Raw genomic sequence first — 15,932 nt, 5'->3', positions numbered from 1 at the left:
ACATCATTCTATTAATGATGCGAGGCCCTATTCCTTTTGTTTGAGGATTTATTTTGAATTTCAGGTTCAATACAAATTGATAGGAGAGGGACTGCTTGGGAGTACGAATAAATGAAATTGATCTAGTTAGATTTATAGTTACTTTGAGTGTCATTGGTATACATGTATCGGCAGGATATGTGACATCTGAATCTATAGCAGCAGTTTGGAATAGTTCAATGTCATTTGCAGTTCCTATTTTTATAATGTTATCGGGATTTGGCTTAATGGCATCTGAATCAGGAAAACAAACTAATTACTTAATTTTTCAAAAGAAGAGGTTACCTAAAATTGTATTACCCTATGTATTTTGGAGTGTGTTTTATTTCCTTATATATAAATTCTATCATCCTACTGTTGAAAGTCTCGGGGAATCTTTTTACAGATTACTAAATGGTTTAATATATGGTAATACCATATACCATGTATACTTCTTGGTAATATTGATTTTTCTATACTTATTATTTCCACTAATTAAACTTGTTGTCATAAAGAATCCGTTAATTACCTTTTTGTCCTCCATTGTCCTTTTTTTTCTTAGCAACATTTATTCTACGTTGATATTCAATAAGTTAGGGATATTTGGTTTCTATCAACCTCTTAACTGGTTAGTATATTTAGTTTTAGGTATGATTACATATCAAAGATATAATTTAATACGTAGCATTATATATAGAAAAGAAATATTTGTTATGTTGGTATGGCTAATTGTGTTTATGTTTTTTTATCAACAAAACAATGTGGCACTACTAGCTCAATTCAACGATTTGTATTTAAAGGCATTCTATTCCATTGTTTCTTTCTTCTTACTAATAGGAATAGGAATTCAGACTTATGAATTAAATTCTCGATTTAAAAGTATTGTGGCATATGTTTGTAAATATTCATTTCTTTTATATTTAATGCACCCAATAGTGCTTCTTCATAAAGATATAATTTCAATTGAATATCCAGATCTTCTAATAGTACTTGATGGACTTAAAGGAATGACGATTCTATATATAGCAACAATTGTTCTGACTCTATTTTTAGCGATATTATTTTCAAAAATACCGTTTACATGGATGTTTGGTGGAATTAAACGCAAGCAATAATAAATTAACTACTAAAGACTGATTATTAATAAAGTCTCGATTAGTTAGTAGTAACAAAGTCTATTTACTCATATACCATTCGATGTCTTTTCAGAGTAACATGTAATTTTTACTAATAATATTTGGATTGACGAGTACGGATAACAGAAAGGAGGGTTTATAAATGAAAGGAATCATTCTAGCAGGTGGAACTGGTTCACGCCTATTTCCCTTGACGAAAGTAACAAACAAGCACTTACTTCCAGTTGGACGTTACCCTATGATCTTCCACGCAATAGCTAAGTTGAAAGAAGCAGCTATTGAAGACATACTTATAGTAACAGGGAAAGAACATATGGGTGATGTTGTGAACCTTTTAGGGAGTGGTAAAGAGTTTGGGCTTTCTTTTACATATAAGGTTCAGGATGAAGCAGGTGGGATAGCTCAGGCGTTAGGTATGGCAGAACGATTCGTCAACAACGAACGAATGGTTGTCATTCTTGGCGATAATGTTTTTAGTAATTCAATCGTATCATTTGTTGAAGGTTTTGAAGATCAGCAGTCCGGAGCAAAAATTCTCATTCAAGAGGTGCCAGATCCACAGCGGTATGGTGTGCCGGAGCTTGCAGGAGAAAAGATTGTATCGATTGAGGAGAAACCCAAGAACCCTAAAAGTAATTATGCTGTAACCGGAATATATATGTACGATAGCCGTGTATTTGATATTATTCGTTCCTTAAAGCCGTCGAACCGGGGAGAATTAGAGATTACTGATGTTAACAATGCCTATATCACTTCCAATGAGCTGTCATATGATGTATTAAGTAACTGGTGGACGGACGCAGGGACTCATGTATCATATAGCAAAGCGAATGAACTTTCAAAGGACCTCATTTACGGTGACGAATTTGGAAGATTCAAATTGTAATAGGCGGTGATTGATATTGATAGTAAGAGAGACTGATCTTCCTGGAGTGAAATTGCTAGAACCCGCAGTGTTTGGTGATCATCGTGGCTTCTTTATGGAGAGCTATAATGCTAAAACATTTGCTGAGCTTGGGCTTAATTATGACTTTATACAAGATAATCATTCCCTTTCAGTAGAATTGCATGTTCTAAGAGGTATGCATTATCAGCTTGGATCAAAGGCACAAACAAAGCTTGTAAGAGTTTCTGCGGGTAGGATCTATGATGTTGTCATCGATATAAGACAGGGCTCACCTACTTTTGGACAATGGCAAGGCTTTGAATTATCTGCAGACAATAAACTTCAACTTTTGGTTCCACAAGGATTCGCTCATGGTTTTTGCACTCTAACTCACAATTGTGAAGTTCAATACAAAGTTGATGCCCTATATTCCCCCGAACACGACCGTGGCATCGCCTGGAACGATCCGGCACTAGCAATCGATTGGCCGACTTCTACTCCGATTTTATCGGATAAGGATGGCAAGCATCCGGTGCTTGCCGATGCGGAAATCAACTTTGTATATGAAGGGTGAGTTAGACTCATGAAATTACTAGTTACCGGCGGTGCCGGCTTTATAGGCAGCAATTTTGTATTGTATATGATTAAAAACTATCCAAATTACGAAATCATTAATGTTGATGCACTCACATATGCAGGCAATCTTGAAAACCTGCGATCGATTGAGCTGCATTCAAACTATTCATTCGTGAAAGCAGATATTGCTAAACGTTCAGAATTGGAGCCGTTATTCCAACAAGGCATCGACGCTGTTATTAACTTTGCAGCAGAATCTCATGTAGATCGCAGCATTTTGCATCCAGAGATTTTCGTACAGACAAACATTCTTGGTACTCAGACGCTTCTTGATCTTACAAAGCAATATAACGTAACTAAATTCGTTCAAGTTTCTACGGATGAAGTGTACGGAACGCTGGGTGAGACGGGGCTTTTCACGGAAGATACGCCGATTGCGCCAAACAGTCCATATTCGGCGAGCAAGGCCGGGGCGGATCTCCTTGTTAGAGCTTATCATGAAACGTTCGGACTAAACGTCAACATAACACGCTGCTCTAATAACTATGGTCCATACCAGTTTCCAGAGAAGCTTATTCCATTGATGATTCAGAATGCGCTTCAAGATAAGCCGCTTCCTGTATACGGGGATGGCCTTAATGTCCGTGATTGGCTTTATGTTGAGGATCACTGCAGCGCAATAGATCTTGTACTGCATAAAGGTGTTAATGGTGAAGTATACAACGTTGGTGGACGTAACGAGCGGAACAATCTGCAGGTTGTTCGCACGATTCTTGAAGAGCTTGGCAAGCCTGAGTCGCTGATCTCCTACGTGAAGGATCGTCTTGGCCATGATCGCAGATATGCAATTGATGCTGACAAGATTCGTAATGAATTAGGCTGGCAGCCGAAATTTAACTATGAGGACGGAATCAAGGAAACGATTCGATGGTACCTCAGCAATACAGAGTGGATGGAGCAGGTTGCATCAGGCTCTTATCAACAATATTATGACACCCAGTACAAAGATCGCCTGGAGGCGAAAGAATAATATGGCTACTTTAAAAATCGTAGTTACTGGTGCGAATGGGCAGCTAGGCCGAGAATTGTCGCAATGGACGACGGATACAGCTGAAATTATTGGATTAAGCCGTAGTGAGCTTGATATTACGAGTCTCCCAGCCTGCCGGAATTTATTTGCACTGCATCGTCCTGATGTTGTCATACACTGCGCCGCCTATACTGCTGTAGATAAAGCCGAGTCCGAGCCGGACGAGGCTTTTCGTGTGAATGCAGCTGCAACACGTAATGTTGCGGTAGCTGCTCGTGAGATCGGTGCAAAGCTTTGTTATATAAGCACCGATTATGTTTTTGATGGGAGCAGCACTCTTCCTTACAATGAATATGATCAGATTAATCCTCAAACGGTATATGGTAAATCGAAATATGCTGGCGAACAAGCAGTACAGACACTACATGATCGCTTCTATATTGTTCGGACCTCATGGGTGTACGGGAAGTATGGCAATAACTTTGTGAAGACGATGCTGAAAATGGCTGGTGAGCGTGATATGCTCAAAGTAGTTGCAGATCAAATCGGTTCGCCTACCTACACCTATGATCTTGCAGCTTTTTTGCTAGAGCTAGTGCAAACTGATTATTATGGTATTTATCATGCATCCAATAGCGGAGTTTGCTCTTGGTTTGAGTTCGCAAATGCTATATTTGAAGACAGCGGCACAACTATTCTTGTTGAGCCTTGTACGACAGCAGATTTTCCGCGACCAGCACCGAGACCCGCATATTCAGTTATGGATCATACTGCTATCCGCAGTAATGGCCTTAATATGCTGCGGCCGTGGAGAGAAGCGCTTAACCACTATCTTAAAGACAGTGAGTGATATATGTAATGCCAACAGTAAGCGTTTGTATAGTAACTTATAACAGTGCGAAAGACATTCAGAACTGCTTGCAAGCTGTTTTAAAACAAAGCTTCCCTGTTGAACGCATTGTCGTCATCGACAATGCGTCAACTGATGGAACGGCTGATCAAGTGAAACCTTTTGCAGAGCATGTCCATTTCATAGCGAACACGATCAATAATGGGTTTGCCGGCGGCCAAAACCAGGCTATACGTGAGACATCCTCCGATTATGTTCTTGTGTTGAATCCGGATGTTACGCTAGACCCGAATTATTTACAAGAAATTATTGGTTTTATGGAACAAAAGCCGGAGGTTGGAAGTGCAACCGGACGGCTTGTTTTTGCGTCTAATATTGAAGTAATGGATAGTGCAGGACTTGGAATGAAACGAACTCGAAATGCATATGATCTAGCCGCAGGCGACCAAGCAGCGGACTGGAGTACAAAAAGAGCCGTATTTGGCGTATCTGGTGCAGCAGCGGTATATCGAAAGGCTATGATTCGTGATATCGAATTTGATGGTGAATTTTTTGATGAACGCTTTTTTGCCTATAAGGAAGACGTAGATGTAGCATGGCGAGCGCAGAAGCTGGGCTGGACCTCATATTACATACCTGAAGCAAACGCAGTACACCATCGAGGCTGGAAAAAGGGAAGCAGGAGCAGCGTTCCGCTGTTTGTACGTCAGCATTCCTATCAGAACCGTTTTTTCACCCTTATAAAAAATGAACCTATCGGTTGGCACTCTCTATTAATAGGGCCGTTGATCCTAGCAACGGAAGCGGTGAAGCTTGGTTATATCATTTTACGTGAGCCAGGATTGTTACGCTGTTGGTCAACTATTTTCAAATCGCTTCCGAACATGCTTCAAAAACGTAAATGGATTCAGGAAAAGGCAGTTCATAAACGGCACACTAAACATTAAATTAATTTTAAATGGGAAAATATGGGGTTCTCCTCCTATCCTATTTTTGGTACAATGCAGATAGAGTCGAAATTTAAGAGAATGCGGGTGAACACGGCGAATGCTAAGGCAAAACCAACGGTTTTTGACGCAATTATATATGCTGGCGGATTTATCCTGCACATTGGTCGTCTTTATGGCCGCGTATTGGCTTAAATTTTATAGTGGTTTGCTGCCAAGCTTTAACTCGGTAGCGTTCTCTACTTATTTACTATGGGGAACGATTTATTCCTTTTCAGCAGTGCTGATCGGTTTTTACTTTCAGTTTTATTCGCCCAAACGACGCAAAAACTATTCCTACGAAGTGCTTCGTATTTTACAGATTCAAACGATTAGCTTTTTAGGTTTACTTAGCTTGTTCTTCTTTACCCGTGAAGTACATATCTCTCGTGAATTTCTAGCCATTTTCTTTTTCATGAATTTTATCGCCATTGCGTCATACCGATACTGGGTCAAATCGATCCTCGCTTCATTTCGTCGCAAAGGCTTTAATAAACGTTTTGTACTTATCGTTGGGGCGGGTTCCGTGGGACGCAGTTTCTATACGAATCTGCAGCAGCACCCGGATCTTGGTTATGAGGTAGTCGGCTTTTTGGATGATTATCAAGATGAGCATGCGCCTGAGCATCAGTATATGAAGCCGATTATCGGAAGGCTTGATGCTTTGAAGCAAAAGCTGGATATGATGCCTATTGATGAAGTCATCATTGCACTGCCGCTTGAAGCGCATGCGAAGTATGCGGAAATTATTGAAATGTGTGAACGAACAGGCGTGAAGACGCTAATCATTCCTGATTTCTTTGATCTACTGCCGGCTAGGCCATTTTTTGATAATTTTGCGGGCATCCCGCTTATTAATGTAAGGGATATTCCGCTCGATGAGCTGAGCAATCGGATATTAAAGCGCTGGTTTGATATCGCCTTCTCATTAGTAGCGATTGTTATAACGTCTCCAATCATGTTGTTCGCTATCATAGGGCTTAAGCTGACATCGCCTGGACCCGTATTGTTTAAGCAGGAGCGGATGGGGCTCGATCGCAAAACGTTCCATATGTTTAAATTCCGCTCGATGCGTGTATCGACGGATAAAGTATCAGATACACAGTGGACGGTAGAGAACGATCCAAGGCGCACCAAGTTTGGCAGCTTCCTTCGTCGCACGAGTCTGGATGAGCTGCCGCAGTTCTTTAACGTCCTGCTTGGTCATATGAGCGTAGTTGGCCCGCGGCCAGAACGTCCTTATTTTGTGAATCAGTTCAAAGAGGAAATTCCAAAATATATGGTTAAGCATCAGATTAGACCTGGGATAACAGGCTGGGCACAAACCAATGGCTTAAGAGGCGACACTTCCATACAAGACCGTATTATGTTTGATATTTTTTATATTGAAAACTGGACTTTTTTCTTTGATATCAAAATTATTTTCAAAACGGTACTGAAGGGCTTGATTAACAAAAATGCTTACTAACAGCGATTCAGCATGCCGAGTATCGATTATTATTCCTACATTAAATGCAGGACCAGAGCTGGAAGAGCTATTAGAGCGATTGAAGCAACAGTCGCTTCCTCCATATGAAATCATCATCATGGATTCCTGCTCGGACGATGGGACGCAGGAGCGAGCGCTCAAGGCTGGTGCCCAAGTGATGCGCGTTGAACGCCGAGACTTCGATCACGGTGGTACGCGCAACGTTGCAGCGATGCAAGCGCGCGGCGATATTTTGCTATTTATGACGCAAGATGCTCTCCCTTGCAACGATAAGCTCATTGAAGAGCTGACTCGACCACTTTTATCTGGAAATAATGTCGCGTATGCCTATGCAAGGCAACTGCCGAGACCAGAAGCTAATGTGCTGGAACGACTGGCAAGGGAACATAACTATCCGGCACAGTCGCAATTGAAAGCATATGAGGATATTAAGGAGCTTGGCATTAAAACATTTTTTTGCTCCAACGTATGCTCAGCGATTTGGCGTGAGACGTTTGAGACGATGGGACGGTTTCAGGAGCCTGTCATCTTTAATGAGGACTTGTTTATGGCTGCCAAATGCATTTTGACTGGCTATAAGGTTGCTTACTGCGCAGAGGCTCTAGTGTTCCATTCGCATGACTATTCGATAAAGCAGCAATTCAAGCGTTACTTCGATAATGGAATTTCTATGCGATGCAATACATGGATCACGCCTTACAGCTCGGTTGGCAAGGCAGGCTCAAAGCTCGTTAAGCTGCAGCTGAATGAGCTCAATCGAACCCGCAAATGGTATTTGATTCCCAAGCTGATCGCTGAATCCGCAGCTAAGCTGATCGGCTATAAGCTGGGCATGAATTATCGCCTTTTGCCGCAGTTTGTAACTAGAAGGCTTAGCATGCATCGCCTTATCCTTACTCATATCGAAAATAATAATGCTGGCGTGACAATGAAGCAATAATCCAATCATCCAATCATCAGAACTAAACATTAATCTGCAATACTTCAAATTCTAAAGCTCGTCCGATTAGCAATAATCGGCGGGCTTTTTTTCATGTTATAAAATTTTATAAGAATAGGTATGTAAGGATGCGTTCAAACTAGAGGGACTTGTAAGATTCTGCACGGTAAGGAGAAAACGAGGTGTTATTTTAACTATGGGGTTCATTTGGCTGTCGGCAATATTAATCGTATATATTATTCAGCTCGCTGCGGTTTTTGTGATGGAGCATCGTCGTCAAGTACAGTTGACTGCATGGCTTCTCATTACATTTATGTTCCCGTTCATAGGTTTTATAGCCTATATCGTGCTTGGGAAAGGCTTTGTCAGGCGCAGGCGTTTGGAACGATTTAAGCAGGAGACTATACGCTATGCGAATCAATTATCCCAGCAGGTTACAGAGGCAGCGGATGTGGAAAATGAGCAGGTTGAGACACAAAAGAAACTGTTTGCCATGCTTACTGGCTTAGCTCCGTTTCCGATTACCCGTAATAATGAAGCATTCGTTCTGAATAACGGTGATGACACATACGAGGAGATATTGAGAGAGCTGAGGCGAGCGACCCATCATATACATATGGATTATTACACGATTAGAGATGATGAAATTGGCCAACGTTTTTTGCAGGTGTTAACGAGTAAGGCGAGGGAAGGAGTCCAGGTCCGAGTCGTATATGATGGGATAGGAAGCCTGCATTTAAGTGATAAGTATATCGAAGAGCTTCACCTTGCAGGAGTTCGGACAAGCTGCTTTTTACCGCCGCGTATCGCCTTTTTTGACAGAAAATTAAATTATCGCAATCATCGCAAAATCGTTGTAGTAGATGGGGCCGTAGGATTTATCGGTGGTATCAATATCGGTGATGAATACTTAGGAAAGAACCCGAAGCTGGGCTTCTGGCGGGATACCCATTTGCGTTTAAAAGGGGACTCCGTTTATTACCTGCAGGAGCTGTTCATGAACGACTGGGCTTTCGCGGCAAAAGAAGAGCTGGATGGTAAAGCGTATATGACGCAGCATCATTGCCTAGGAAATGAAAGGGTGCTGATGGTCTCAAGTAAACCAGGACAGCATGCTCATAAGATCGACGAGGTCATGTTTGCTGCGATAACATCGGCTTTGACGAGAATATATATAACGACACCCTATTTTATACCAGATTCCAGCCTGCTTATGGGCCTCAGAACGGCTGCACTCAGCGGGGTAGATGTGAGATTGATTATACCGGGCATTGCGGACTCCAAGCTCGTGTTGCTTGCCACACTATCCTATATGCAAGAGATGCTGGAAGCGGGAGTGAAGGTTTATCGTTATGAGAAAGGCTTTATTCACTCGAAGGTGATGATTGTAGATCACATGCTGGCCACTGTTGGAACAGCAAATGTAGATATGCGCAGCTTGCTAAGTAATTTTGAGCTGAACGCGGTGCTATTTGACGAGGGGACGATTAAGAAGCTGGAAACGGATTTTATGGAGGATTTGAAGCATAGCCGAGAATTGGACAAAAAGACCTTTATGAATCGCCCGAATCGACAAAAGGCAGCAGAAGCATTACTGCGCATGTTATCGCCGCTGCTGTGAACGATGCATGCTTGACTGCGTTTTCGGGCATATTTTTCGAAGGTGGATAAACCTTGTTATTACCGCCGCGAATGCGAAATCAGGCCTACACGGTATACGTATTCGCCAAAACAAATGGGAGGGTATAACTATGACTGATACAAACGACGAGCAAAAACAAGAGGCGGCAGATCCGAAGCATGAGGGTCGAGAGGATTATTTTATGGATATCGACAGGATGGTTAATGAAGGATTGGGCGGCGGCAATGTAACGCTGCAAAACGGCCTTATTGACGAGTCAACAACAGATACGATGGAACGTGAATCCAGATAACAATTGTTCAAAGAATTTATAAAAAAGGAGGGGTAAGCAGTATGGACGTAGCACGCGCGAAGCAAATATACGAATCAGAACAGACAGTTAAAGTTCATCTGGATGAGGATTCGGTCTGGATTGAAAATGTCGACGAGGCGAATGGGATGGCAACCGTTATGGTCGGCAACAATCCTGTGAACACAAAGACGGTATCCTGTGACCGATTGAAGGAAGAAGGTTAATGGTTACAAGCTAAGCAACAAGCAGCTGCACAGAAAAAGAGGCAATCCCAATAATATATGGGAAAGCCTCTTTTTTGTTTATCCAATAACCATCTTAACCGCCAAAAGCTTCTCTAAACGCGATACAAAGCTGATTGCGATCGACTTCCCATAACTCGGCAATTTCAGCGCTGACATTCTCTTCCCACCAGTCGCATTGGATCTTCCGATTGTCTTTATTTTCGTGAACCCAGATCAGGTTGACAATAACCTTTTTAAAATAAAGTTTTTCTGCTTGCTCCATTTTCTCTTTGGACACCCAAACTTTCAAACGCTTCACGGTGCGGTATAGCTCGTTGCTGCAGGCTCTGCGGATTTTACGCGCAGTCGGTAAGCCGGCTGTATGTTTTGGCGCGTTAGCTTTCATTATAGACCGACTCCTCTCTACCCCATATGTATGCGCCCGGGGAGAAGGAGGTCACTCGTTACAGCTGTTTGCCTGCTAATCTACTGTGATATAACCAACCATTGGTCCGCCGTGGCGCATATCAGTATGGGTCAAGCATAAAATAGGATAAGTCCCCTCTTTTTTGGCAGTGAATCGTACAACCGTCGTTTTGCCTTTTAGTACTTCACCCTTTATGTCAAGGCCTTCAATGACAAAGGGATGGCTTGCCCCACTTACACCACTAATATGCAGCTCAGTTAGTTCATCCTTTTGGACAACAATTTGACCCGGATCCCAGCGATACATTTCATGCTCTTTGCCGTCAGCAGTTTGTGACTTGTATTCAACCGTAACAATCTGGAAAATTCGCGGCTCTGACGGCTGGCCATCTACCTCTTTTGATCTGTCCCAGCTTAAGTAAACGCCGGTGAATACGATAAGGACTGCAACTACAATAAACAGTTGAATTTGTCGTTTACTTACAATAAAGACCTTTGACATGAAACGCTCACCTCATCCATTCGTATCATTTAAGGCTAGTCTATGCAGGGGCTTGTCAGCACATGACAAAAGTGGAAGGTTGTCTGTATCGTATGTTAGAATAGCTTCAGCGCAGCAAAAGCAAGCGAAAGCCATATTTTATGCAGGAAGGCGGATTGAGAACAGGAATGGATTTTATTCATGAAGTATTGGACAATGTATTGCAATGGGTAGAGAGTCTAGGGTACTTTGGTATTTTGATCGGACTATTGATTGAAGTTATACCAAGTGAAATTGTGCTCGGCTTTGGAGGTTATCTCGTATACAAAGGGGATATTTCCTTCTGGGGGGCAGTGTTGTTCGGTACGTTAGGTGCAATTGGACAAAACTGGATTTTATATTGGATTGGCAGATATGGCGGACGGCCAATCGTCGAGAAATACGGTAAATATATAAAGATCAAACAAAAACATGTAGATATTTCTGAAAATTGGTTTAACAAGTATGGCGTAGGCATCGTGTTCACTGCACGTTTTGTCCCAGTAATGAGACAGGTTATTTCAATTCCAGCCGGTATGGCAAGAATGAATTTTGGATTATTTACATTGCTGACTGCACTTGCATCTCTGCCATGGTCTATATTGTTTATTTATCTAGGCAAATCACTTGGTGAGAACTGGGATAAAATCGATGAGAAAGCTGCGCCTTATGTACAGCCTGCTATTCTTATCGCAATTGCACTCCTTATTATTTATGTCCTTTTCAAATTTGTACGCTCACGCCGCAAATCGGTATAATAGAACAGTCAACCTTGCATTTTTTTCTGATGAGCAACCATTAAATAGACGAAAGAGGGATTCATATGAGCAAAAGCATTGCAGATAAACTGGGCAAAGGGATTAGCCCGCAACAATTTATTGACGGCATGACCAAAAATAAAGAGCAGTTTTTGGATTGGTCGGAAAAGTTCGTTTGGACCGACGAGAGCGATAAGGAATATTTTGATTCGCTTAACAATCGTGATGATCTACGTGTATTGATCTTGATGGCTGATTGGTGTGGCGATGTTGTACGCAATATTCCTGTTGTATTCAAAGCGCTTGAGAACAGCGGCGTTCCGATTGACGTGCTCATTATGGAAGAGCATCTCGACACGATGGATCAATTTTTGACACTTGGCGGCCGTTCTGTACCTGTCGTTATTGTTGCGGATACAGGCGGAGCAGTGCTAGGTAAGTGGGGACCGCGTCCTACTCATGTTCAGGAAGCTATGCTCGCGTTCAAAAAAGAAAATCCTGACCGTGAAGCAGCCGACTATCAAGAGAAGCTGGCGATTACAAGACAGGAAATTGGCCGTCGTTATGGAGAAGGAACTGAATATCAATCCGTTATTGTGAAAGAGCTCCGCACTTTGTTGGAGTCATTTTAAACGAATATGAGTGAGAATATGAAGATTGAAACATTTACATTAGGTCCCCTGCAAACGAATGCTTATCTCATTACGGTGAAGGAGCCTGCAACAGTAAATGGTGAAGAGGCGCAGGAACGCGGCATCGTGATTGATCCAGGAATGAATCCGCGCAAGCTGATTGAGCGCCTTAAAGGTGTGAAGGTGGAGGCAATTCTATTGACTCACGCTCATTTCGATCATATGGGCGGAGTGGATGAAGTGCGAAAGCTCGCTGACTGTCCTGTGTACATACATGACTTGGAGGCAGACTGGCTAACGGATCCGCGTAAAAATGGTTCAATGAGATGGCAGGATGTAACGCCTCCGCTCTCAACGGATCTCGCTGAATATGCGCTCGCGGAAGGTCAAACCTTATCGCTGCTTGGATTATCTTTCCGAGTCATGCATACACCGGGGCATTCTCCCGGCAGCGTAAGCTTCCTGCACGGCAACCATCTGTTCTCAGGCGATGTGCTATTCAAAATGTCAGTTGGCCGAACGGACCTGCCAGGTGGACGTGAACGTGATTTATATGACTCCATTCGCTTGAAGCTGTACAAACTAAACCCAGAAGTCATTGTATATCCAGGACATGGCGGACGTACGACGATTGGTTTTGAAATGGCGAACAACCCATATACGGGTGCATGAAGCATGAGGAAGGGGCATGACGTTTGGCGGATACAAAGGTACAGCATTTTACAGATGATGTAGAAGAAAATGCGGGAAAATCGAAATTGACAGTGGAACAGAAAGCTGCCGAAAGTCAGCGAATCATTACTGGAATAGCTGCACAGTTATCGATCCCGGTAACAAAAGTGAAATCTGCAGTAGGCTTGCTTGATGAGGGCAACACCATTCCATTTATCGCGCGTTATCGCAAAGAGATGACAGGTGAGCTAGATGAAAATGATCTAAGAGCAATCGAAGAGAAGCTGCAATATATGCGGAACCTGGAAGAGCGCAAACGCGAGGTTATTCGTCTAATTGATGAGCAAGGCAAACTGACTGAAGAGCTGCGCGCTTCGATTACCCAATCGGTGAAGCTGCAAGAGATAGAAGATCTATACCGGCCATATCGGCAAAAGCGGAAGACTCGTGCGAGCGTCGCGAAGGAAAGAGGACTGGAGCCGCTATCAGAATGGCTGTGGTCACAGCCGCGCAGCGGTGATCCGCTTGTTGAAGCTGCTCGTTATGTGAACGAGGAAAAAGGTGTACCGACTGCTCAGGATGCTTTAAATGGAGCTTCGGACATCATTGCCGAAAATATTGCCGATGATGCATCTATTCGTGCTTGGGTTCGCAAATTTACATTTGATCAAGCGCTAATCAAGACAGAAGCAAAAAATGCTGCTGAGGAAACGGTATACGAGATGTATTACAGCTATCAGGAGCCGGTTCGAAAGCTTCCTCCACATCGTGTTCTTGCGATTAATCGTGCTGAACGCGAGGATGTGCTGCGTGTTGCCTTTGATGTTCCTACGGAACGCATTCATGAGCATATCCAGAGAAAGCTGCTTAGAAACGGAACTGCGCAGTCTGTACGCGAGGTGCTAGTATCGGTCATTGAAGACTCGTATAAGCGTCTTATCTCCCCATCCATTGAGCGTGAGGTTCGTGGCGAGCTGACAGAAAAGGCAGAGGAGCATGCTATTTCCATTTTCTCTGAAAACTTGCGCAATCTGCTGCTTCAACCGCCCGTTCGCGGAAATATCGTGCTCGGAGTTGATCCGGCTTTCCGTACCGGGTGCAAACTAGCAGTCATTGATGATATTGGCAAATTGCTGGAGGTTGCGGTATCTTATCCAACTCCTCCGAACAACAAAGTGGCTGAGGCTGAGAAGCTCATCAATGGTTTAATTGATAAATACAAAGTAGAATTGATCGTTATAGGCAACGGAACAGCCTCACGTGAGACGGAGCAATTTATTGCCGACTTAATAGGCAAGCGCAAGGCGGCCGGAGCGGGCGGCGCTGAGCTTAAGTACATAATTGTCAATGAAGCAGGGGCAAGCGTTTATTCGGCCTCTAAGCTCGCTCAGGAGGAGTTTCCCGCGCTAGACGTCGCAGAGCGCAGCGCAGTGTCGATTGCCCGCAGATTGCAAGACCCGCTTGCAGAGCTCGTTAAAATCGAGCCTAAAGCAATCGGAGTTGGACAATATCAGCATGACGTTAGTCAGAAGCGCCTCGATGAGACGCTTGGCGGTGTAGTTGAATCAGCGGTTAACCATGTTGGCGTCGATGTGAACACCGCATCAGCATCCTTGTTATCCTACGTGGCGGGCATTAATGCTACCATCGCTAAAAATATCGTGAAATACCGTGACGAAAACGGACGCTTCATTAAACGAAACCAGCTGCAGAAGGTACCGCGTCTTGGCGCAAAATCATATGAGCAATGTATTGGTTTCTTGAGAATTGCCGAACCAGTCAATCCTCTAGACAGCACGCCGATTCATCCGGAATCTTATGAGGTTGTAGACAAGCTGTTTAGTGAGATGGGCCTTAGCCTTAAACAGTTAGGCTCTGAGGAGCTAAGAACGAAGCTTGCGGAGCTAGACGCAGATCGTATCGCGCCAACGCTTGGCGTGGGCGTACCTACTTTGCGGGACATCATGGATAGCTTACTTCGTCCGGGTCGCGACCCGCGTGAAGAGCTTCCTCCCCCGATTTTCCATACTGATGTACTCAATATCGAGGATCTGGCACCAGGAATGGAACTTCACGGGACTGTGCGCAATGTCATCGATTTTGGTGCGTTTGTCGATATCGGCATCAAAAATGATGGGCTCGTTCATATTTCGCAGCTCAGCGATAAATTCGTTAAACGTCCGATGGATGTTGTATCTGTTGGTGATACGGTTACGGTATGGGTGCTTAGTGTCGATTCGAAAAAAGGCCGAGTAAGCTTGACGATGCGCAAGCCTAACTAACGGTTTCCATATATAAAGGGCTTGCCTGTTTGGAGGCAAGCCCTTTATAATTTAACAAGTGCATGGGCATCGCCTACTACCCTACAAAAGGAGTGAGATGACGATGAAGACAGAAAAGGCAAGCGGATCGACCCATTCAAAATGGTTTGGACTCGCTTTGCAGGCACTCGTTATTTTATCGCACAAATCAGAATGTTATCCTAGTGCGGCTATTGCCGGCTGCTTGAACTCGGAAGCAACACAATTGCGGAAAGTGCTGGCTAAGCTGGCTGCTGGGCAATTAATTGAAACAAGAGAAGGCCGTGATGGAGGTTATAGGCTGAAACGCCCTCCAGAGGCGATATCGCTCGCTGAGGTGTACATTGCTCTCAAAGTAGGAGAACCTCTCTGCAGCGGCATGCTGGATACAATCAGCCTGCATGATGCTGGATTGAATATGAAATCAGCATTCATGGATATTGCAAATGAGATTGAACAGAATACGATCGAAACACTGCAGCAGTTTACAATTGCGCAGCTTGCTCAAAAAACATTGCCTAATTCTTCTTAAAAAGTAATTAAATTTACTAAAGT

Annotated in this window: 18 protein-coding genes; 16 read left to right on the top strand and 2 right to left on the bottom strand. The window is 43.4% G+C overall.

Annotated elements, in window-relative coordinates:
- Window positions 1-95 precede the first annotated feature (95 nt).
- From MHH56_RS26240 to MHH56_RS26190, 11 genes are all read left to right on the top strand, one after another.
- Entirely contained in the window at window positions 96-1,133 is a 1,038-nt protein-coding gene (locus MHH56_RS26240; protein ID WP_339204586.1) for an acyltransferase, read from the top strand.
- 163 nt (window positions 1,134-1,296) lie between these two features.
- On the top strand, window positions 1,297-2,040 hold the full coding sequence (locus MHH56_RS26235) for a sugar phosphate nucleotidyltransferase (protein ID WP_339204585.1): 744 nt from the start codon (window positions 1,297-1,299) through the stop codon (window positions 2,038-2,040).
- 16 nt (window positions 2,041-2,056) lie between these two features.
- Window positions 2,057-2,614, top strand: a complete 558-nt coding sequence (gene rfbC, locus MHH56_RS26230) for a dTDP-4-dehydrorhamnose 3,5-epimerase (RefSeq protein WP_339204584.1) — start codon at window positions 2,057-2,059, stop codon at window positions 2,612-2,614.
- Window positions 2,615-2,623: 9 nt separating this feature from the next.
- The gene (gene rfbB, locus MHH56_RS26225; RefSeq protein WP_339204582.1) at window positions 2,624-3,646 is read left to right on the top strand and encodes a dTDP-glucose 4,6-dehydratase; all 1,023 of its coding nucleotides are present in this window, start codon (window positions 2,624-2,626) and stop codon (window positions 3,644-3,646) included.
- 1 nt (window position 3,647) lies between these two features.
- On the top strand, window positions 3,648-4,496 hold the full coding sequence (gene rfbD / locus MHH56_RS26220) for a dTDP-4-dehydrorhamnose reductase (RefSeq protein ID WP_339204581.1): 849 nt from the start codon (window positions 3,648-3,650) through the stop codon (window positions 4,494-4,496).
- Window positions 4,493-5,443: a glycosyltransferase family 2 protein gene (locus MHH56_RS26215; RefSeq protein WP_339204580.1), complete on the top strand. Its 951-nt coding sequence runs from the start codon at window positions 4,493-4,495 to the stop codon at window positions 5,441-5,443. The genes rfbD and MHH56_RS26215 overlap by 4 nt, the downstream gene beginning before the upstream one ends.
- A gap of 100 nt (window positions 5,444-5,543) precedes the next feature.
- Window positions 5,544-6,950: an undecaprenyl-phosphate glucose phosphotransferase gene (locus tag MHH56_RS26210; protein ID WP_339204579.1), complete on the top strand. Its 1,407-nt coding sequence runs from the start codon at window positions 5,544-5,546 to the stop codon at window positions 6,948-6,950.
- The gene (locus MHH56_RS26205) at window positions 6,940-7,911 is read left to right on the top strand and encodes a glycosyltransferase (RefSeq protein ID WP_339204578.1); all 972 of its coding nucleotides are present in this window, start codon (window positions 6,940-6,942) and stop codon (window positions 7,909-7,911) included. The genes MHH56_RS26210 and MHH56_RS26205 overlap by 11 nt, the downstream gene beginning before the upstream one ends.
- A 196-nt stretch (window positions 7,912-8,107) precedes the next feature.
- Window positions 8,108-9,532: a cardiolipin synthase gene (cls, locus tag MHH56_RS26200; RefSeq protein ID WP_339204577.1), complete on the top strand. Its 1,425-nt coding sequence runs from the start codon at window positions 8,108-8,110 to the stop codon at window positions 9,530-9,532.
- Window positions 9,533-9,662: 130 nt separating this feature from the next.
- Window positions 9,663-9,845: a hypothetical protein gene (locus MHH56_RS26195; protein WP_076271822.1), complete on the top strand. Its 183-nt coding sequence runs from the start codon at window positions 9,663-9,665 to the stop codon at window positions 9,843-9,845.
- A 41-nt stretch (window positions 9,846-9,886) separates the two neighbouring features.
- The gene (locus MHH56_RS26190) at window positions 9,887-10,069 is read left to right on the top strand and encodes an H-type small acid-soluble spore protein (protein ID WP_339204576.1); all 183 of its coding nucleotides are present in this window, start codon (window positions 9,887-9,889) and stop codon (window positions 10,067-10,069) included.
- A 94-nt stretch (window positions 10,070-10,163) separates the two neighbouring features.
- Here MHH56_RS26190 and MHH56_RS26185 read toward each other — a convergent pair whose 3' ends face one another.
- On the bottom strand, window positions 10,164-10,475 hold the full coding sequence (locus MHH56_RS26185; protein WP_339204575.1) for a dehydrogenase: 312 nt from the start codon (window positions 10,473-10,475) through the stop codon (window positions 10,164-10,166).
- A gap of 75 nt (window positions 10,476-10,550) precedes the next feature.
- Window positions 10,551-10,997 carry a cupredoxin domain-containing protein gene (locus tag MHH56_RS26180; RefSeq protein ID WP_339204574.1) on the bottom strand — a complete coding sequence of 149 codons (447 nt, stop codon included), beginning with the start codon at window positions 10,995-10,997 and terminating at the stop codon, window positions 10,551-10,553.
- Between the two features lie 167 nt (window positions 10,998-11,164).
- On the opposite strand from MHH56_RS26180, the gene MHH56_RS26175 reads away from it, so the two are divergent.
- The 5 genes from MHH56_RS26175 to MHH56_RS26155 all read left to right on the top strand — a co-directional run bounded on the left by MHH56_RS26175 (window position 11,165) and on the right by MHH56_RS26155 (window position 15,909).
- The gene (locus tag MHH56_RS26175) at window positions 11,165-11,773 is read left to right on the top strand and encodes a DedA family protein (protein ID WP_076271826.1); all 609 of its coding nucleotides are present in this window, start codon (window positions 11,165-11,167) and stop codon (window positions 11,771-11,773) included.
- Between the two features lie 65 nt (window positions 11,774-11,838).
- Window positions 11,839-12,405, top strand: a complete 567-nt coding sequence (locus MHH56_RS26170) for a thioredoxin family protein (protein ID WP_339204573.1) — start codon at window positions 11,839-11,841, stop codon at window positions 12,403-12,405.
- 18 nt (window positions 12,406-12,423) lie between these two features.
- Entirely contained in the window at window positions 12,424-13,077 is a 654-nt protein-coding gene (locus MHH56_RS26165; RefSeq protein ID WP_339209736.1) for an MBL fold metallo-hydrolase, read from the top strand.
- Between the two features lie 23 nt (window positions 13,078-13,100).
- A complete protein-coding gene (locus tag MHH56_RS26160) occupies window positions 13,101-15,359 on the top strand; it encodes a Tex family protein (protein ID WP_339204572.1) in 2,259 nt (752 codons plus the stop codon).
- A gap of 103 nt (window positions 15,360-15,462) precedes the next feature.
- Window positions 15,463-15,909 carry an Rrf2 family transcriptional regulator gene (locus MHH56_RS26155; RefSeq protein WP_339204571.1) on the top strand — a complete coding sequence of 149 codons (447 nt, stop codon included), beginning with the start codon at window positions 15,463-15,465 and terminating at the stop codon, window positions 15,907-15,909.
- The last annotated feature ends 23 nt before the right edge of the window (window positions 15,910-15,932 follow it).

The organism is Paenibacillus sp. FSL K6-3182 (assembly GCF_037976325.1).
Classification (GTDB): domain Bacteria; phylum Bacillota; class Bacilli; order Paenibacillales; family Paenibacillaceae; genus Pristimantibacillus.
The sequence above is the reverse complement of the archived record's forward strand: the minus strand, read 5'-3'. Positions and strand labels throughout refer to the sequence as shown.